Annotated in this window: 18 protein-coding genes; 4 read left to right on the top strand and 14 right to left on the bottom strand. The window is 56.9% G+C overall.

Going from position 1 to position 19,656, the window contains the following annotated elements; all coding sequences use genetic code 11:
* The 3 genes from ACFQDM_RS03410 to ACFQDM_RS03400 all read right to left on the bottom strand — a co-directional run bounded on the left by ACFQDM_RS03410 (window position 1) and on the right by ACFQDM_RS03400 (window position 3,116).
* Window positions 1–759 carry an ABC transporter ATP-binding protein gene (locus ACFQDM_RS03410; RefSeq protein WP_377375495.1) on the bottom strand — a complete coding sequence of 253 codons (759 nt, stop codon included), beginning with the start codon at window positions 757–759 and terminating at the stop codon, window positions 1–3.
* The gene (locus tag ACFQDM_RS03405; protein ID WP_377375492.1) at window positions 756–1,880 is read right to left on the bottom strand and encodes an ABC transporter permease; all 1,125 of its coding nucleotides are present in this window, start codon (window positions 1,878–1,880) and stop codon (window positions 756–758) included. Before ACFQDM_RS03405 ends, ACFQDM_RS03410 begins: the two co-directional genes overlap by 4 nt.
* A gap of 123 nt (window positions 1,881–2,003) precedes the next feature.
* Complete coding sequence (locus ACFQDM_RS03400) at window positions 2,004–3,116, bottom strand: hypothetical protein (RefSeq protein WP_377375489.1); 1,113 nt, start codon at window positions 3,114–3,116, stop codon at window positions 2,004–2,006.
* Between the two features lie 227 nt (window positions 3,117–3,343).
* Between ACFQDM_RS03400 and ACFQDM_RS03395 the strand changes: the two genes are divergently transcribed.
* The 3 genes from ACFQDM_RS03395 to ACFQDM_RS03385 are packed head-to-tail and all read left to right on the top strand — an operon-like array spanning window position 3,344 to window position 5,141.
* Window positions 3,344–3,760 carry a PaaI family thioesterase gene (locus tag ACFQDM_RS03395; RefSeq protein WP_377375487.1) on the top strand — a complete coding sequence of 139 codons (417 nt, stop codon included), beginning with the start codon at window positions 3,344–3,346 and terminating at the stop codon, window positions 3,758–3,760.
* Window positions 3,761–3,799: 39 nt separating this feature from the next.
* The gene (locus tag ACFQDM_RS03390) at window positions 3,800–4,159 is read left to right on the top strand and encodes a DUF423 domain-containing protein (protein WP_377375484.1); all 360 of its coding nucleotides are present in this window, start codon (window positions 3,800–3,802) and stop codon (window positions 4,157–4,159) included.
* A 16-nt stretch (window positions 4,160–4,175) separates the two neighbouring features.
* Window positions 4,176–5,141, top strand: coding sequence for an alpha/beta fold hydrolase (locus ACFQDM_RS03385; protein WP_377375482.1), 966 nt, complete (start codon window positions 4,176–4,178; stop codon window positions 5,139–5,141).
* Between the two features lie 7 nt (window positions 5,142–5,148).
* On the opposite strand, the gene ACFQDM_RS03380 is transcribed toward ACFQDM_RS03385, so the two are convergent.
* Window positions 5,149–5,733, bottom strand: coding sequence for a hypothetical protein (locus ACFQDM_RS03380; RefSeq protein WP_377375479.1), 585 nt, complete (start codon window positions 5,731–5,733; stop codon window positions 5,149–5,151).
* Between the two features lie 111 nt (window positions 5,734–5,844).
* Between ACFQDM_RS03380 and pip the strand changes: the two genes are divergently transcribed.
* The gene (gene pip / locus ACFQDM_RS03375) at window positions 5,845–6,819 is read left to right on the top strand and encodes a prolyl aminopeptidase (protein ID WP_377375476.1); all 975 of its coding nucleotides are present in this window, start codon (window positions 5,845–5,847) and stop codon (window positions 6,817–6,819) included.
* A 59-nt stretch (window positions 6,820–6,878) separates the two neighbouring features.
* Here pip and ACFQDM_RS03370 read toward each other — a convergent pair whose 3' ends face one another.
* The 10 genes from ACFQDM_RS03370 to ACFQDM_RS03325 form a co-directional block, all read right to left on the bottom strand.
* A complete protein-coding gene (locus ACFQDM_RS03370) occupies window positions 6,879–8,372 on the bottom strand; it encodes a sodium-dependent transporter (RefSeq protein ID WP_377375474.1) in 1,494 nt (497 codons plus the stop codon).
* Between the two features lie 120 nt (window positions 8,373–8,492).
* Window positions 8,493–9,635: a rod shape-determining protein RodA gene (gene rodA / locus ACFQDM_RS03365; protein ID WP_377375473.1), complete on the bottom strand. Its 1,143-nt coding sequence runs from the start codon at window positions 9,633–9,635 to the stop codon at window positions 8,493–8,495.
* Window positions 9,635–11,566 (bottom strand): penicillin-binding protein 2, encoded by a 1,932-nt coding sequence (gene mrdA / locus ACFQDM_RS03360; protein ID WP_377375470.1) that lies wholly within the window; start codon window positions 11,564–11,566, stop codon window positions 9,635–9,637. Before mrdA ends, rodA begins: the two co-directional genes overlap by 1 nt.
* Window positions 11,563–12,099 (bottom strand): hypothetical protein, encoded by a 537-nt coding sequence (locus tag ACFQDM_RS03355; protein ID WP_377375468.1) that lies wholly within the window; start codon window positions 12,097–12,099, stop codon window positions 11,563–11,565. Before ACFQDM_RS03355 ends, mrdA begins: the two co-directional genes overlap by 4 nt.
* Window positions 12,096–13,034, bottom strand: a complete 939-nt coding sequence (gene mreC / locus ACFQDM_RS03350) for a rod shape-determining protein MreC (RefSeq protein WP_377375466.1) — start codon at window positions 13,032–13,034, stop codon at window positions 12,096–12,098. The genes ACFQDM_RS03355 and mreC overlap by 4 nt, the downstream gene beginning before the upstream one ends.
* A gap of 28 nt (window positions 13,035–13,062) precedes the next feature.
* Window positions 13,063–14,103, bottom strand: coding sequence for a rod shape-determining protein (locus ACFQDM_RS03345; protein ID WP_377375463.1), 1,041 nt, complete (start codon window positions 14,101–14,103; stop codon window positions 13,063–13,065).
* A gap of 216 nt (window positions 14,104–14,319) precedes the next feature.
* Window positions 14,320–15,858, bottom strand: a complete 1,539-nt coding sequence (locus ACFQDM_RS03340; protein WP_377375460.1) for a 2-isopropylmalate synthase — start codon at window positions 15,856–15,858, stop codon at window positions 14,320–14,322.
* Between the two features lie 269 nt (window positions 15,859–16,127).
* Window positions 16,128–16,886: a TVP38/TMEM64 family protein gene (locus ACFQDM_RS03335; RefSeq protein WP_377375459.1), complete on the bottom strand. Its 759-nt coding sequence runs from the start codon at window positions 16,884–16,886 to the stop codon at window positions 16,128–16,130.
* A gap of 40 nt (window positions 16,887–16,926) precedes the next feature.
* Window positions 16,927–17,364: a hypothetical protein gene (locus ACFQDM_RS03330; RefSeq protein ID WP_377375457.1), complete on the bottom strand. Its 438-nt coding sequence runs from the start codon at window positions 17,362–17,364 to the stop codon at window positions 16,927–16,929.
* 70 nt (window positions 17,365–17,434) lie between these two features.
* Window positions 17,435–19,651 (bottom strand): fused MFS/spermidine synthase, encoded by a 2,217-nt coding sequence (locus tag ACFQDM_RS03325; protein WP_377375454.1) that lies wholly within the window; start codon window positions 19,649–19,651, stop codon window positions 17,435–17,437.
* Window positions 19,652–19,656: the final 5 nt, after the last annotated feature.

The raw sequence follows: 19,656 nt of genomic DNA, 5'->3' as shown, positions 1-19,656 counted from the left end.
CTAATCTACCACCGCTCGACCGCGCGGGCCGCTGAAATATTCCTTGATCCACGGATCATCAATTCGAGCTATCTCCTGCAACGGACCGATGTATTTGATATGCTTGTCCAGTATGACAGCAATACGGTCACACGTGGATTTCAGCGTGTCGAGATCATGGGTCACGAGAAAGACAGTTAAACCCAGGGTTTTGCTGAGTTCGCGCACAAGCTCATCAAATCTGCCAGCCGTAATCGGATCAAGTCCTGCCGTCGGCTCGTCCAGGAACAGCAATTCCGGGTCCAGCGCCAGCGCGCGGGCCAGTGCCGCCCGCTTTCGCATGCCGCCGGACAGTTCTGAAGGACGCTTGTTCACGGCCGTGCTTGTCAGCCCCGCCATCAGCACTTTCAGATCGGCCAGCTCCTTCATCAGGGTCAGAGACAGATCGGTATGCTCGCGCATCGGCGCCATGACATTTTCCCGAACGGTCAGATTTGAGAACAGAGCACCATCCTGAAACATTACGGCCCAACGCCGTTCCAGCGCATGACGCTCACGAGATGACAGCTGGTTGAGCGTGTGGCCGAACACTTCGATATCGCCTTCTGCCGGTTGAAGCAGGCCCACAATCTGATTCAGCAGAACCGATTTGCCGCAACCTGATGGCCCGATCACACCGATGGTTTCACCGCGCTCAACCTCGAGATCGAGGTTCTCATGCACCACATGCGAACCGAACTGGGTTTTGAGCCCTCTGATATGGATGACCGGATCGCTCAAATGCCCAGCTCCATAAACACCATGGCGTAGATGGCATCCGTGACGATGATCAGGAAGATTGCCTGAACCACAGATGCCGTGGTTGCCTTGCCGAGCGATTGCACATCACCGCCGACCAGAAGGCCCTGACGGCATGCAATAATCGCAACAATCAGCGCAAATACCGGCGCCTTGGACAGGCCAACCCAGAAATTCCGAACCGGCACCATTTCCTGCAAGCGTGTGATGAACAGGATGGGCGAAATATCGAGCACCAGCCAGGAGATCACCAATCCGCCAAACAGGCCGGACAGCGTTGCCGCGAATGTGAGGAAGGGCGTCATCACCAACATGGCCAGAATACGCGGCACGACCAGCACTTCGACCGGGTCGAGACCAAAGGTCTTCATCGCGTCGACTTCCTGACGCATCCGCATGGAGCCGATCTGGGCGGTAAAGGATGAGTTTGTTCGCCCGGCCAGCAGAATGCCGGTCAGAACCACCCCGAATTCACGCAGCATGGCCCAGCCAACCAGATCGACCGTGAACACTGTCGCACCAAAGGTCTGACCGAGAATGGTCGCGCCGATAAAGGCAATCACAACGCCGATGAAAAAGGAGAGAAATGCCACAATAGGGAGCGCATCGAGACCTGCCTCCTCCATAATGGCGACCACGCTGGTCCAGCGAATACGATGCGGCGTCAGAAGCAGCTTGACCGTGGTGACAGCCGACCGGCCGAGAAAGCTGAGCGTCGAGCGCGCTTCGCGCAAAAACTCCAGCCCGCCTTCGCCAATGCGCGCAAGCAGATCAATGACGCTGAAACGATAGGGCTTGGCATCCTCACCGGGCTCAAACGCGGTTTGCACCAAACGGAACAAGGTCTCAGCCTGGGGGTGATCGCCAATCAGATCGATATGCTCGGGCGCTTCCGCCTCTATTTCAGAAACCGTACGCGCGATCAGGAAAGCGCCAGCTGTGTCCAGCGCACCAAGATTGGAAACGTCGACCGAGATATCCTGATGGAGCGATGGCAGTGCCACCAGATCCTTCTCAAGGCGGCCAATGGTATCAATGGTCCAGTCGCCTTCGACCACCAACACGTTTCGGCCATCGTTCTGATTTAACTGAAACGCACTCAATACCCGTCCACCCGAACAACCCTGCTCACACCGACGCTACATAACGCGACGCCCTTCTACTACCCTTGTGTGCATCACAGTGGCAATAAAAGGGCGATCTTCAGGAAGCCGGGTGAGGTGATCCTATTTCGCTGGGTCTAGAACGTCCTTGAAACCAGAAGGTTCATGCGGACCCATGAAAAGTTGTTCAAAGGCACCAAATCCATTGTGAGTTTTGCCGTCTGGATCGGTCAGAACCACTTTTGAGATCGCCTGAATGTGCGCATTCGACGGCTCCATCCAGTTCAGCTCCGCTGGCTTGTATTCCTCGCGAACATAATTCACCGCCTCGCCATGATAGCTGCCGTGGCCCCATTCCGGGTGGGTGTAGCCAATGCCTTTCATCTGGAAATGATGGTGCGGGGTAATGTCGACCTGATAGTCCCGGCCAGCCTGATCCTTCATCCGCAGAACAGCGCCAGATGCGCGACGCGTTCCGGATTTATAGGTCACATCGATCGCGCAAGCCGACATGTGCTCCAGCTCATCTGCGCTGGAACCATCCATCACATGCATGGCTTTCGTGTTCCAGGATTTGCCCAGTGCATCGTCATTGACGTGGAAATAAACAGCGCGGTCTTCAAAATTCAGCGGCGTCCAGATCCAGTAGAACTGGAATTCCATCGCCGGGATAAGAGGCTGTGCATCAGCTGCACCAATTGGCCGGACACCCCAGCTGCGGTCCCGTGTGCCGAAGAAATCCCGCGAATCGACTTTGATCACTTCGCCATCAACCCGCAATTCGCCGGACCAGCGGCCATTCTGCGTCATGCGTGTGACATCCATCAGCATACGCGGCCCCTGGCGCCGGGTGAACCGTGGCTCCTCGATTGGAAAAGCGCGGCCTGTAAACTCCAGCGTCGCCCCAATACCTTCGGTTTCTTCAATGGTGATGCGGACTTTCTTGAGCGGCTCCAGCACCTCGATCTTCATCGGACCAACCTGAGTGTCCATGCGCTCCATATTCAGCGCACGCGACAAATGCAGGCTGCGTTGCTTGCCGTCCTTCAGGATGGAAAAGGCGCCATCCATGATGTTCAGATGCGGATAAACACCAAATGCACCGCCGAAAAAGACCGAACCATCTCTCGAATAGCCATTGAAGAAGTAACGGTCATAGAAATTCCGGTCGCTGCCTGAAAACGCAACCGGTTCAGGTGTCTGGTGAATTGGATACTCGTCGCCTGCTGTCAGCATATGTTTCCTCCCTATATCCCTTATCAATTCCGGCGCCTGAGACGCTCTAAGTCATTTGTTTTATCTGGTGTGGCATTGATAAGCCCACGCCGCAATGCCTTGGCGGCGCGATGCTCAGGCGATACACCGCCGAAACGTCATGCGTCCAGTATGACGCCGGGGCACCCTGTTCTTTGCCCCGCGTCAGGCTAGAGTGCGCGCCAGAATAAGAAATCGGGGAGATGGACATGGCCGTAAATCTGACCACGCAGGAGGTGAATGAATTTTTCGCCAGGGCATTCGACGGCGAACGCACGCGCCCGGAAATCATCGAACTCGGCGATGGTATGGCGAAGGTCCTTCTGCGCTTTCGCAATGATCTGCTTCGCCCAGGCAATGTCATTTCCGGTCCGACACAGATGTCACTCGCCGACACCGCAACCTATGCCGCCATCTTCACCAAAATCGGCATCACCCCGATGGCTGTCACGTCAAATCTCAATATGAGCTTTCTTCGCCCCTGCCCGGCCGAAGATGTCATCGCGACAGCCAACCTCTTGAAGATGGGGCGACGCCTTGCCGTAGCTGAAGTCGACATTAGAGGTGCTATGCAGGATAAAGCCGCAAGCCACGCTGTCGTGACCTACGCCATTCCGACGGAATAGCGGCGCATTTTTTTCCGGCGTCAGTCTCAGGAGTTTCTCATGCCTATTCTCGCAATTGGTGCCCTTTTCGGTTTGCTCGCTGTCGGTCTTGGCGCATTCGGCGCACATGGCCTGGAAGGCAAGCTCACGGAAAAGGCGGTCGGTTGGTGGGAAACAGCCACCCTTTATGCGCTTGGTCACGGCGTCGTTCTGACAGCGCTTGGCCTTGCGAAAAAACTTGGGCTCACTGGTCTTGATGGCCCCGGCGTCATGTTCGCTATCGGTATCATCCTGTTTGCTGGTTCGCTGTATCTGATGTCGCTTGGCGCACCGCGCTGGTTTGGCGCGATCACCCCGCTTGGCGGTGTGTCATTTCTGATTGGCTGGGGCTGGCTTATCTGGATCGGTATCACAAAATAAAAATCCGGGAGGACACATGACGCAGATCGACTGGGACAAGCCGAAAACCTTCAAACGCGACGGACTGACCTTCGCCTATTGGGAGGCAGGCCCAAAAGACAGTTCCTATCCGACGCTGGTGTTTTCTCACGGCTTCCCCGAGCTTGCCTTTTCATGGCGCTTTCAGCTCGAGGGCTTAGCAGAACGCGGCTTTCACTGTGTCGCGATGGATCAGCGTGGTTATGGTCAGTCAGCCTGCCCTGAAGCAATCGAAGCTTACGACATGGAGGCGCTCTGCGCTGATCAGGCTGCACTCTGCGCTGAACTCGGCCTGACCGAGGTGATCTTCGTCGGCCATGACTGGGGCGGTCTCATTGTCTGGCAAATGCCGCTTCGCTATCCCGAGCTCACCAAATCGGTCATCTGCCTCAACACGCCCTACACCAAGCGCGCGCCGATGGAGCCGAGCAAGCTTTACGCAAAGCGGTTTGGCGAAGATTTCTACATGGTCTGGTTCCAGAAAGAAGGCGAAGCTGAAGCGCTGCTCGATGACGACGTCCGAAAAACGCTCACCTATTTTGCCCAGAAGCCGCCGGAAGCGGACGGAAACTCGCCCGACACGCGCGCAGGCAGCAGCCTCAAGGATACGCTCAAAACCTTTGATACAAGCACGGCCCGCCCCCTCGTCATGTCTGATGAGGCGTTTGACTTCTATGTCCGGGAATTTGAGCGAACGGGCTTTCGGGGCGGCATCAACTGGTATCGGAATTTTGACCGGAACTGGCACGAGACGGCCAATCAGGTCGATCTTGTCGAACAGCCCTGTCTGATGGTGCTCGCTGAGCTTGATCCGGTTCTGCCACCAGCGGCGGCTGATGGCATGGAGAAATTCGTTCCGAATCTCGACCGTGTTCTGATCAAGGGTTCAGGCCATTGGACTCAGCAGGAAAAACCGGATGATGTGAACGAAGCGATCGCCGACTGGGTGCAGAAAAAATTCTGACCCCGGCTCAGGAAATGGCGTTCAGATCATTCTGCCATGCAGCAGCCAGATCGTCAGCCAGTCTGCGTGTGGTTTCGATCTCAGCATCGAGACCGGCAAGCGTGCGGTCCATCTCGACACTGGTTGCCAGCTCATCCTTGGCATCGGCAAAGGATTTACGGCATTTCTGAGCCGCGATCAGCGCATCCTCAAAGCTTGCGACATCCGCTCGCTCTGGCTGCATCTCTCCTGCAAGGGTCGTCTCAGCCGTTGTGTTCAGTTCCGTCAGCGAAGCGGTTGCGCTGGCCATATCGGCCATAAGCTTCTGACGGTATTCGGTCTGGCTGGCAGAGTTTTCTTTCAGCTGTTCGACATATTCCGGCGTGTTGTCACCCGCATCACTGGATGGAAAGAGCTTGGACTGAAGAAAGGCGATTGGGTCGCTTTTCTTGATCCACCCTTCGGCTTCCGCATTGTCGGCAAAAGCTTTGGCTGATTTGGTGAGTTCGGACTGCTCTTCATTGAGCGACATCGTAAAATTGGCGGGCTGTATGGTGACAGTCGCACATCCGCCAAGACAGAGAAATGCTGCAGCAAGGTACAGATTCCGCATGAGATATCGCCCAGAAAAAATTATGTGTTTCTTTAACGTAAGTGGTAACCCTGTTGTTCCCACTTCGTCCAGACTTTATCTCACATTAGACTTTGTATAGGTGAAGCAGTCATGAACAGAATGCCCACCATACGAAGAAAGCTGTACCCGCATGTCGAGCCACGACAAACGGGACGCATCAAGGTCTCTGACCTCCACGAACTTTACTGGGAAGATGCCGGTCCGGTAAACGGCATCCCGGTCATCGCCCTTCATGGTGGCCCGGGTGGCGGTGCCAACCCGGACATGCGCCGTTTTTTTGACCCGCGATACTTTCGTGTCATCCTCTTTGATCAGCGCGGATGTGGACGATCCACACCCCGCTCCACGCTCGAGGAAAACACGACCTGGGACCTCATCTCGGACATCGAGAAGATCCGGGAAATGCTGGGCATTGAAAAATGGATCGTGTTCGGCGGCTCCTGGGGGTCCACGCTTTCCCTCGCCTATTCCATCACGCACCCGGACCGCGCGCTTGCCCTGCTCCTGCGCGGGATATTCCTGCTGACGAAGTCCGAGATCAACTGGTTCTACCAGCATGGCGCAAGCAATCTCTTCCCCGATGCGTATGACCGCTATATCGCTCCGATTCCGGAAGCCGAGCGCGGCGATCTGCTCAACGCCTTCCACAAACGCCTGATGGGGCCTCACGGCGACGAACGACGCGATGCAGCACGGGCCTGGGCCTGCTGGGAAGGCGAAACGCTTTCCATTCGGGGGCCATCTGCGCGCCCGCCTCAGTTTGACGATGATGCCTTCACCGACGCCTTCGCGCGCATTGAATGCCACTACTTCAAGAATGGTGGCTTCTTCGAAACCGATGGCTGGCTGCTCGATAACGCCAAAGTGCTGAACGGTATTCCGGGCACGATTGTTCATGGGCGTTATGACGTCGTCACGCCGCTCTCATCGGCTTGGGCGCTTCACAAGGAATGGACGAGCTCTGAGCTGAAAATCATTCCGGACGCGGGCCATTCAAGTCTGGAGCCCGGCATCGTCAATGCGCTCATCGATGCCACGGACGAGTTCGTTCAGCGCTTCCGCTAGGCCGCAGCTGAAAGACACAAGAAAAAAGGCGGCTCCTGAGAGCCGCCTTTCTTATTTGATCAGCTGAATTTGCCGACAATGCCAACGATCAGAATGATGCTGATCGCGATCGGAACCACAAAGCGCAGCAGGAACAGAACCCCGTTCAGCACGAGGCCGTCTCCGAGTTCCTTGATCAGAATGTGTTTCGGCACGACCCAGCCTGCAAACAGACCAATCAGAACACCACCAAGCGGCAGCATGACCGTTCCGCTGAGGAAGTCGGCATGGTCAATCAGATCACCGCGGAAGATATAGCCGGTGGCAATCAGCAGCATCAGAACCCCAAGACCAATGGCGCCTTTTACGCGGCCAATCGCCTTTTGATCTTCCAGCCAGGAAACACCAACCTCAAGCAGGGATACGGCGGATGTGAAGGCTGCAAACAGCGCCAGCGTGAAGAAGACCGCACCAATGAAGGTCGGCATCTGACCAAACGCGATTGGAAGCGTCACGAAGAGAAGGCCCGGACCACCTGCTTCATTGAGGCCGAAGGCAAACACGATCGGGAAGATGGCAAAGCCAGCAATCAGCGCCACAAAAGTGTCTGCGCCCGCAACCAGTGCTGCGTTCTTCGGAATGCTGGTCTCTCGGGTCAGATAAGCGCCATAGGTGAACATCACGCAGCTACCGACGCTGAGTGAGAAGAAGGCCTGCCCGACAGCTGCCAGCACGGTATTGAACGTCACTTTGCTGAAATCCGGCGTGAGCAGGAAGTTCGCAGCACCTGCGAAGTCACCTGTCACACAGGCATAAACAACCATGCCAAGCAGCATGATAAAGAAAGCCGGCATCAGGATTTCCGCAGCCCGTTCAATGCCGCCATGGACACCACGCGCGAGAACAATGACGTTCAGCAGCAGAAAGATCGCCGTATAGATGAAGATCTCGAGTTTATTGCCGGTCGTCTCTGCGAACCGGCAGGCTGACACATCACCAACCGAAATATCACGCAGCACTTCTGCGCCATCCACTGTCTCTGCAACACGCGTGATCACGCCATCGCTGACAAAGCTGCAAGCCCCGGACAAATGAACGCTTTTGATCTGTTCATTCATCACCGCCACGGACTGCCCGATATTGGCATTCAGCAGCTCAACTTCATCGCTGAACAGGGAGAACGCGCCGCTGAAGCTTTGCGGGATGTAGTCGAACACCCAACCGGAAATCACGATGTAAAAGGAAAACAGGATCAGAGAGGCCAGCGCCCCGAGCCAGCCCATACCAACCCAGGCTGACGGCTTTTTCTCTTCGGTCGTGATCTTGCGCAGTGTCGCAATCGCAGAGCGTTGACCGTGACGGCCCAGCGCATATTCCGCCATGAGCACGGGCAAACCGAAAAGAAGCACGCTCGCCAGATAGATCAGGATGAAGGCGCTTCCGCCGTTCTCACCCGCTGTAAAAGGAAAGCGCCAGAGATTTCCCAGGCCGACGGATGAACCCACCGCAGCCATGATGAAACCAAATCGCGACCCCCAATGGTCAGACTTTCCGCTTACGGATGGCAACGCCATATACTACTCCCCCAAAGACTAGCGGGGGGCGTTTGCCACCCGTTGGATACCACACAACATGACGAAACCGCACAAAAGGTCAATTGGCCCCGAAAAGGGAAGCGCTGGATTGTAATCGCGTCAGAAAAAGCTGTTAAAGGTCATCTGGCGCTCACGATCGAGATTGGTTGCACAGATGACAGCAAACGCTGCCATCACCGTGAGCATTGCCGTCCCGCCATACGAGATCATGGGCAATGGAACACCCACCACAGGCAACAAGCCACTGACCATGCCGATATTGACGAAAACGTAGAAGGCGACCGTCACAACAGCGCCGGAAGCCGCCAGATATCCAAAGGTAGACTTGCTGCGCCCGGCGATGATGAAGCCCAGCGCGAAGATTGCGAGCCAGGCCACGATCAGCCCAATCGAGCCGATAAAACCAAACTCCTCCGCAATCACGGTGAAGATGAAGTCCGTGTGCTGCTCGGGAATATAATCAAGCTGGCTCTGCGTGCCCTGCATGAAGCCGCGACCATCATAGCCACCCGACCCGATGGCAATCTCGGCCTGCTGAATCTGATAACCCGCACCAAGCGGATCGCGGGATGGGTTGATCGCTGTCAGAACCCGCTCGCGCTGATAGTCCTTCAGCACGTAAAAGAAGGCGAGCGGCGCTGCGACCACACTGGAAATCAGACCCAGTCCGATCACCCAGTAACGAAGCCCGGCAAAAAACATGACGGCAAAACCCGTTGCCGCCAGCATCAGGGCTGTACCCAGGTCAGGTTGACGGAAGACCAGCATGACAGGCGCAATGATCATCATGAGCGCCGGAAGGTGAAAGACAAACTTCCGGTCTCCGCTGGACAGCACAGAGTGATAATAGCGCGCCAAAGCGAGCAGCAGCGCCAGTTTCATGAATTCGGATGGCTGAACACGGATCGGCCCAATCTCGAGCCAGCGCTGCGCGCCGCCCCCTGTGGAGCCGAAGAATTCAACGCCGACAAGCAGCACCAACGCGCCGAAATAGACCGGATAAGCGATAGCGGCCCAGAAATTCAGCGGCATCATGCCCAGTATCAGCAGGAAGCCGAACGCCATGACCACACGTACCGCATGTTTTACCGGCAGCAGGCTTTCTGCTTCATTGGTGATGGTCGCCGAATAAAGCACCGTCACGCCGAACAATGACAAGCCCAGTACCAGCAGGATCATCACCCACGGCATGCGCAGAAAGCGGGAGAGCAAATCATCATTCAAAGGCGCATAGCTGGCCATCAGATCTTCTCCCGGCTGGAAGGGCCAGTCGCATACTGGTAATTTGGCTGACGCGCTGAATTGCGTTCAAACGCTTCGCGCATCACCTCGCGGGCGATCGGATAGGCGTTACCGGACCCACGCACCGCGTGTTCAGCGACAACAGCAACGGCGTAGCGTGGATTGTCATATGGCGCAAAACCGACAAACAGACCGTGGTCACGCAGACGCCTTGGCAGATCAGCGTTTCCAATCACGCCGGTTGCCCGTTCTGCGGTCGAAATGACACGCACCTGCGCCGTACCGGTTTTGCCCGCCATCCGTATGCCCTGATAGCCGATATCGCCAGCGCGCAGCGCCGTACCGCCCGGCTCAGACGTCACCGCATACATGGCCGCGCGAAGACGATCGAGAATATCGGTCGACGGCATGGTGCCATATGGCGTGTCCTTGTCGAAGGATGGACCATTGCCGATCAGTCTCGGCATGATCTGGCTACCATCTCCTGCCGCGATCCGCGCGCACATCACAGCCAGCTGCAACGGCGATGTCGTCAAATAGCCCTGGCCAATGCCATAGCTGAGCGTCTCGCCCGCATACCATGGCTCACCAAAGCGCTTGCGCTTCCAGGCGTCGGTCGGCACGACGCCTTCACGTCCGCCCGTCATGCCTAAAGTGTAGTCATGACCGAGCCCGAACGTCTTGGCCTCTTCTGCGATGAGGTCTGGCCCCAGACGACGTGCAACTTCGTAAAAATAGACGTCACAGGAGCCCTGGATCGCCGTGTGCAGGTCGACATGGCCGTGACCGCCTCGTTTCCAGCAGTGGAAAGCACGGCCACCAAACGGATTATAGCGTCCGGAACAATAGACCCGCTCATTCGGCGTCACGACGCCAGCGCGCAGCGCAGCCGAACCGACGATCATCTTGAAAGTGGAGCCCGGCGGGTAAACGCCATCATAGGCTTTGTGGAAGAGCGGAGCGCGTTCATCATCACGCAACGCCGCATAGTCCGGAACCGAGATGCCGTTCACAAAGTCATTCGGATCGAAAGCCGGCGTCGAGGCGAGCGTCAGAATATCGCCATTCTCAATATCGATGACGACCGCCGCGCCTGTCTGATCCTCGAAATGCTCAATCGCCGCCTTCTGCAGGCCCGCATCAATCGTGAGGTGGATATCAGAGCCCGGCTTTGGCGCCGTTTCATCGTCCGGCAGACGTTCCAGAATACGTCCCTGCGCGTTCTTCACGAAGCGATAAACACCCGGCGTGCCGCGCAGCCAGTCATCAGCCTGCTTTTCCATACCCAGGCGGCCAATGCGCATGGTCGGGTGTTTGTAGACCCGTTTGATCCGGTTGATCTGTTCCCGGTCCTTTTCCGGATCGAGATTCTCAATCGCCTGATCAATCTCGCGCTGGTTGGGGCGCGCCACATAGCCGAGCACATGGGCAAAATCGCGCCCACGTGGATAGGACCGCGCCTTGACCTCATCAATCGCCACACCCGGAAGACTTGGACGCTCAACGCTCAATCGCGCAAACTGCTCATAGGTGAGGTCCGAGAGAATCGAGACCGGAATGAAACGCTGCTCACGGGAAAAATCGCGTAGCACCCGCTCGATTTGCTCATCAGAGAATTCGACGATCTGCGAGATCCGCTTCAACAGCGCTGGCACATCATCGATATTTTCGCGCGCCGCATAGACGTTCCAGGACGTACGGTGCGTCGCAAGGGGTTCCCCGAACCGGTCGTAAATCAGCCCGCGGCGTGACGGCGCAGGCTCACGGCTCAGACCGTTCTCATCGGCGAGACGGACAAACTTGTCATCGCTGAACAGCTGCAGATAAGCGAGGCGCGATCCGATACCGCCAGCCACAAGCCCACCAACGCCCCCTGCGACGAGTAGGCGGCGGGTCACATCAATATTGTTATCTCGTGACCGACTGCTCATAGGCCCACTCGCTCATCATTGGTCAGCAGAAAGAAGGATCGCATGGGAAAATAGAGGAGCCCTGTCGTCAGGAAGTTTCCCAACAAATCCTGCGTGGCCATACCGCCAAGGTAACCGCCGATAATCCATCGCGCAAAGAAGAAAGTTGCAGCAAATGCAGCGACATCCCCAAGTGCGCGGAACACACCGGTTGTATCGGTCAGCGTGCGGGTACGAAAAGCCGACGACACCAGATATCCGATCAGCTGGATCGCCGGCCAGCAGCCAAGCGGCGCCCCCTGAGACAAATCCATCATCAGACCGACCAGAATGAGTGCCAGAACCGGTCGCATTGATGCCCGGCTCGCGCCCCAGCCAATGGCAGCCCATATGCCCGCGATTGGCCAGAGATACTGAATGCCCAGCGGCGCCGCATAACAAATGCCGACAAAGCCGATCAGCACGATGATCGCTGTGCCGACAAGCATGCGGCCCGTGCGCCCCATCTTGTCCCAGAACGGAATGGGGACATTGCTGGAGGAGACGCGGTTCATTGCCCCTCTCCCGTCGCTGCAGGCGCAGCTTCCGGCGTTTCACTGGCAGCTTCTGTGGTCGGCTCGGTCTCTTCCGATGTGTCAGGAGCTTCGACATCGCTCTGCGCAACCATATCGTCTTCGGGCTTCGGAATGGAGACAGCGGGGAGAATACGTACGAAATCGACCGGCGCTTCAGCAAGTGCAAGCGCGACGGCCCAGTCATTTTCCAGCTCAACAATGGTGCCAACACGCAAGCCACGCGGGAAGGCATTCCCCTCGCCCGTCGTCAGCAATTGTTCGCCGGGAATGAACCCTTCGCGTTCAGGCGAATCAAGCAGCTGTCCGTATTCACGCCCCTTGCCGCCAGCCAGGATCGCACGCACACCGCTGATCTCGCCCATAACGGGAACGCGGCTGTTAAAGTCGGTGACGAGCAGAATACGCGACGAGCGATTTCCCACCCGCACAATGCGTCCCAGAACGCCCTGGGTGTTGATCGCAATATCGCCGACCTTCACGCCATTACGCGCGCCAGCATTTGAAAGGCGTGTTTCCGCGAACGGACCATTGGTCTCGGTCACGACACGCGCTGACACACCGTTTGGAATCAATTCGGATTCGAGATTGAGCAGTTCTTCATATCGCGACATGCGCTCGCCCATGGACGTCGCCGCATCGCGCCAGATCGAAAGCTGGCGATTCTCGACGCGCAGCGCTTCCAGCTGACGGCGCAGTTCTTCATTCCCACCAAAGCCCCAGCTGGAAACTCTCGGCAGGTTTGATGCACTTTGCACGACAATATCGTCCATGCCTGCGCGCAGGGGCGCAACCGCCTCGCGCACGCGTGGTGATGTCTGAACAACTATGAAGCCAAGGGCCAGGACGATCGCAACAATTACGCCGGTTCGCCTGACCTGACCCCCAGCCCTTCGGTCCCGTCCAAGCGTTGCCATTACGGCTTCCCCGTTTTTATCGCGTCCATCAGACTTCCGGCGACAGAACGCCTTTCATTGAAGTAAAGTTTTCGAGCACCTTGCCCGAACCGAGCACGACGCATTTGAGTGGATCATCAGCGATCGTGACAGGCAATTGTGTCCGCTCACGGATGACAACGTCAAGGTTGCGAAGCAGTGCGCCACCGCCCGTCAGAACGATACCCTTATCGACGATATCGGCTGCCAGTTCAGGCGGCATGGCTTCAAGTGCGGTCTTTACCGCATCAATGATCTGCTGAACCGGCTCGGAAAGCGCGTCAGCAACCATGGCTTCGGTGATCTCGGTTTCTTTCGGCACGCCGTTCATCAGGTCACGGCCCTTGATCTCAATGGACATGCCCATCGCATCATCCGGCACTTTCGCCGTACCGATTTCCTTTTTGATTCGCTCCGCTGACATTTCACCGATCAGCATATTCTCATGGCGACGCAGGAAGTTCACGATCGCTTCGTCCATACGGTCACCACCGACACGTACGGAGCGGGAATAAACAATGCCGCCAAGCGAGAGCACAGCAACTTCGGTCGTACCGCCACCGATATCGACAACCATCGAACCTGATGGCTCATCAATCGGAAGACCGGCGCCGATTGCGGCGGCCATTGGTTCTTCGATGAGCTGGACCTGGCGGGCACCGGCCTGCAGAGCAGACTGGTGAATGGCGCGGCGTTCGACCGGGGTCGCACCGGTTGGCACACAGATAATGATCAGCGGAGAGACGAAGGCGCGGCGATTGTGAACCTTGCGAATGAAGGCCTTGATCATTTCTTCGGCCACTTCGAAGTCGGCGATCACGCCATCCTTCATGGGACGAATCGCTTCCATTGCGATTGGCGTCTTGCCAAGCATGGCTTTCGCCTCAGCACCGACCGCGTAAGGGATCTTACGGTTGCCTTCCTTCCGGTATGCAACAACCGAAGGTTCGTCGATCACAACCCCTTGATTTTTAACGTAAACAAGCGTGTTCGCTGTTCCGAGGTCGATCGCCATATCCGTAGATAAAAGGCCGAGAAGGCTACCAATCATTTTAACCGCCGCATTCCACAGGGAGGTTTTGCCCCTGTATTTTACTCATACTCACACCCCAACCTTCTTTGCTTGTGCCGGTTTACAATTTGTAAAGCAAGAGGGGAGATGCGGAGTTTTTTCTTTATAATGGAACACTCCGTTCCCTCTCGACCAAACCAAAGAAAGCCCAGCAATTGCTGGGCTTTCGAGGAAATTGCAATACTGTGGCAGCTTTTAGGCAGCGATCCGCTTCTGTCGACGGATTTCCAGTTTGTTCAAGGCATGCAGATAGGCCTTGGCGCTTGCGACCAGTGTGTCCGGGTCCGCAGAGCGTCCTGTCGAGACAATCCCATCTTCCGCCAGACGCACGCTGACCTCAGCCTGAGCATCTGTGCCCTGCGTGACAGCACTCACCTGATAGAGCTCCAGAACCGCTGTGTGCGGAACGATTTCACGGATGGCGTTGAACACAGCGTCGACCGGACCATTGCCACGTGCCGTGGTCCATTTCGTTTCGCCATCAACTTCCAGATCAATCTCGGCTGTCTGAGGTCCCTCAGAACCGGCGACCACGCGCAGACGTTTGAAGCTGATGCGCTCATCACCGCGTGAGAGCTGCTCATCAACAAGCGCCATGATGTCATCATCAAAGACGTGCTTCTTGCGATCTGCGAGATCCTTGAAACGCTTGAATGCGTCATTCAGCGCTTCGTCCTGCAACTCATAGCCAAGTGCTTTCAGCTTGTCGCGGAATGCATGGCGACCAGAGTGCTTGCCCATCACCAGAGACGTCTTCGAAACACCGACATCTTCCGGGTTCATGATTTCATAGGTTTGCGCGTTTTTCAGCATGCCATCCTGGTGGATGCCGCTCTCATGCGCAAAAGCGTTCTTGCCGACAATCGCCTTGTTGTACTGAACCGGAAAGCCTGTGATCTGACTGACCATTTTCGAAGCCCGCGCGAGCTTCGTCGTGTCGATCTTGGTTTCACATTTCAAAGCATCGCGGCGTACGCGCAAGGCCATGACAATTTCTTCCAGCGCCGCATTGCCTGCACGCTCGCCAAGGCCATTGATCGCACATTCGATCTGCCCGGCCCCGTTCTGGACCGCGGCCAGAGAGTTCGCCACAGCAAGCCCCAGATCATTGTGGCAGTGCGCCGACCAGATCACCTTGTCTGCGTCAGGAACCGTTTCACGGATTTTGCGGAACATGGCGCCATATTCTTCCGGGTGCGCATAGCCCACCGTATCCGGCAGGTTGATCGTACGCGCGCCTGCTGAGATCGCGACATCAACCGCGCGGCAGAGAAATTCGAAATCGGAACGCGTCGCATCCTCGGCGCTCCATTCGACATCGCCGACCAGATTGCGCGCCTGCGATACCGAGCGGCCAATCGCTTCAAGCACCGCATTCTCACCCATTTTGAGCTTTTGCTCCATATGGATCGGGCTGGTGGCAATGAATGTATGGATACGCGGATTGCCAGAGGCACGGACCGCCTCACCACAGCGGTCAATGTCCTGCGGGGTGGAGCGCGACAGACCACACACGATCGTATCGCTCTTTGCGGTCTGTTCTGCGATGCGGCGCACGCAGTCAAAATCGCCTGTAGACGCTGCCGGGAAGCCGGCTTCGATGACATCAACGCCCATCTCGCAAAGCAGCTCAGCCAGATCGAGCTTCTCGCGCATGGTCATGCTGGCGCCAGGCGACTGTTCGCCATCGCGCATGGTTGTGTCAAAAATTCGGATATGTGGTTCGGCGGTCATACTTGTTCGCTCACGCTTGTTCAGTTGATCTTTCGGAAGACATCCCCTGACCGCGCGGACCCGTGCACCGAGTCCTTAAATAAGACGCGGACAGGGGCCACTAAGGCCCCCGGTAAGACGAAGCAGGAGAACAAGTTCGTTAGTCATAATGGGCTTATCGTCGCGAAACCTGAGTAAAGTCAAGAATGCGACCGCCGAATGCGCAAGAATTTTGCGGTTCCATGTCGATTTATATGAGCGACGACACCTTTTTACCGCGACAACAGCTATCAGAGGTGATTTTCGCCAGTTTCTTCACCCTGTTCAGCCGGAACGGGTTTTTCATTGTTCTTGATGCGTGTGCGGGCGAACAGCATCAGCGCGATCCACAACACAACCATTGCGGCCAGCGCGCCAAACGCAAAGAGCGGATTGCCCGCCAGACTCTGCGCCACGGCTTGTCCGAAAAGCGCCATCAGCAATGTTTTCGGAATGATCCCGACAGCCACGCCAGCGGCGTAGTGCAAAAAGCGCGCTTCACTCGCACCGAACGCCATATTCACAACAATGAAGGGCGCCGTCGGGACGTTTCGCACCACTGCGCTCGCCAGAAAATCATTGCGCCCCATGAAACGTGACAACCTCTGGATCGATTCACCGCCATAGCGTTTGACGAGAGATATGCCGAACCAGCGACCACACCAGAACGTCAGGCTTGCCGAGACAATCGTCCCGATCCAGGCATAGAGAAAGCCCAGCCATGGCCCAAAGGCGAGCACGGCAGCCCCCATCAGACCAAACTGCGGCGCGCCCAGAAAAGCCAGAATGCAGAACACCACAATCACGGCAAGCAGACCAAAAGGGGAAGACCTGAGCGATTGCAGATAAGTCTGCACATCGGCCATCAGACCGTCTTCTTCACCCGTGAACAGCATCAGCCGCCCCATCAGCAGGATGCTGATGACGCTGACCAGCAGCAACAGCGTCACGATCACAGATCGCCACGCAGAAGCATCCATACGGTTCACGAATTTCAGGATAGGGTTCATGTCCGCCCCTTGCGCTCAACGCGCGGTTTCGTCAAGCGCGTTAGTCTGCCGCGCCATCCTCAATCATGCTGGCCATTCTGTCTGCCCAATCGCGAACATTCCGGTTCACGCCGGCATCATCAAGGAATTCGAAGAAGACGTCACGCGTCACCACAACAGCGCCGCACTCATCCTGGATCGCCTGAATGTCTGGCACGACATCGCTGTTGAACCGATCGATCATATTTTCCAGCGCAGACACCGCTTTGGCAATCCGCATCGCGCCAAAGGTCGTCTCGCCGCCCATGAACCGGCCCGCCTGGCGTATGTCGTTGATGTCGCCGCGAACGCTTCGGGCATAGTCGGAAAGACTGTCCTCCATGCGCGCATCCACACCCGCTCGGGAACACGGATCGACAGAAACGCTGCTACAGGACGCAGCGACGAATGACAGGGCAGCGATGGATGCCACAGACAGAGCACGAAATGTATAAATCATGGCCCGACGCTAGCGACACTGCCGCCTTCTGTCATCTGACATTCCTGAAAACCGCTGCGCCTGTCTGCGACTAGTTCTGATGAAATGCCAGCATAGCCGCGAGAATATTGGTGTAGTCATCGGTCCAGGGGCGTTTGCCATCCGATTCAATGCGCTCCCAGTTACCAGATGCGAGCGCCCGTGACAGCGCTGCCTCATTCTTGGCGAACAACATGGCATGCGTTGCGGTCTGCCCTTCTTCGCGCTGTTCTGCAGTCGGCTGGTATTTCTGCACAAGCGCGACCGCACCTTCCAGAGCTGCAAGGCGCGCAAACACCTGCTCCAGGGCCATATGCCGGTTCGAGATATGCGCGATGAAAACGCCGTCATCGTCCAGCTTGCTGAGATAGAGCCGCATCGCTTCGCGCGTCACCAGATGCACGGGGATCGAGTCAGAACTGAAAGCATCGAGCAGGAGCAGATCGAAAAACCGGTCATCCTCATAGGTGAGCTGCACACGCGCATCACCAACCACCATGCGGGCATCCGGCTGGCACTCTGAAAGGAAAGTGAACTGGTCCGGATCTTTCGCGATATTGACGACAATCGGGTCGATCTCAAAGAACACCCAATCCTGCCCCGGCATGCCATAACAGGCGACGCTGCCAACACCCAGACCGACGACCCCGACCGTTTCGGCGTCATTGTATTGGCGGAAAGTCTGACCAATTGGCGTGTTCGCGCCATAATATGTCAGAGGCTTCAGGACGCGTTCCCCTTCGAGGAACTGAGCACCGTGAAGCGTTGTGCCGTGCATCATGGCGCGGCGGCCATCAATTTCGAGCACTTTCACAATACCGAAAAAGCCGCGCTCGCTGGTGCCGCTTGCATAAGGGTTCAGCATCAGTCCAGCAAAGACAGACACGGCGAAGGAAGAGACCATCAGAAACCGTCGCCCACGCGCCAGCACAATCATGATGGTCGGCAAAGCGATAAAGATGACAGCGCTTCCGCCGGACAGCGAAATGCCCGCAATGCGATTGAACAGAATGACCGCAACGACCGCTGCCAATATACCAAAGAGCACACGCCCCCGCCCATCGAAGGATGATTGCGTTGCCGGCAGAACCAGCAAGGAGGCGGCCAGCACAAGCGGATACTCAAGCACCAGATCGAAGATGACCGGCGCAATAAGCGCATTGAAAGCCCCGCCCAGAACGCCGCCCAGCGACATGAGCAAATAGAACTCTGTCAGGCGCGAGACATGCGGGCGACGTTCTGCCAGCAATCCGTGACAGGTCATGCTGGCCCAGAACAGACCAAGCAGTGTGAGCGCCAGTTCCAGAAACCAGCCGACATCGATGAAGTGCGGCAGGACCAGCACGACGCCTGCCATGACGACAGGCTGAAAGCGCAGAATGACGGCCTGCGGGATGGGCGGCTTTTTGGCGAACACCAGGACGAAGGTCAGGAGGTAAAGCGTCAGCGGTGGCACCCAGAGGAATGGCGCAGCGGCGACATCTGTCGTGATATGGGTTGTGGCACCGACCAGCAGGCTGGACGGAATGAAAGCGAGCCCCAGCCAGATGAAACGTTCTTTCCAGCTGAGTGAAGCCCGCGCCTCTTCGACGGACGCCTGCGCCTGACGTGCCAGACTGCCCCGGAACGCAACAAACCCGCTTCCCATCAACAGGAAGAAAAGCACACCATAACCGGCCGCCCAGGACGCGCTCTGCGTCGCGACCCGCGTGAAAGGCTCCATCAGCAGCGGATAGGCCGCCAGACCGATCAGGCTCCCGATATTGCTGGCCGCATAAAGGTAATACGGGTCATCTGCATCGGCGCGGTTTGTACGCGCATACCAACTCTGGATCAGAGGCGATGTGGCCGACACAGCCGCAAACGGCAGAGCGACAGACAACAGGAAAACCCCGATCAGCCAGAGCGCCGGATGGTCTGCACTTGGATCACCAAACACGCCTGTCAGCCCGAGCGGCAGACAGATCGTCCCGCTCAGAAAAACGAGGCCGTGGATCAGAACCTGCGTGCGGACAGATTTCAGCCGCCCCAGAATGTGGGCATAGCCATACCCACCAAGCAAGGCGGCCTGAAAACAGACCAGCGAGACATTCCAGACCGATGGCGAACCACCGAGCAGTGGGGTCGCCATCTTTGCGAACATGGGCTGAACCAGAAAGATCAGCACGGCTCCGACAAAGATGCTCAGGATGAACGGCAGCGCACCGAGATCCAGACGATTTGCCGATTGCGCATCTGTTCCAGAAATTGCCGGAGTATCCAGGCTCATAGCGT

Source organism: Ponticaulis profundi (assembly GCF_042659465.1).
Classification (GTDB): Bacteria; Pseudomonadota; Alphaproteobacteria; order Caulobacterales; family Hyphomonadaceae; genus Ponticaulis; species Ponticaulis profundi.
This window is presented reverse-complemented; position numbering and strand designations above follow the sequence as displayed.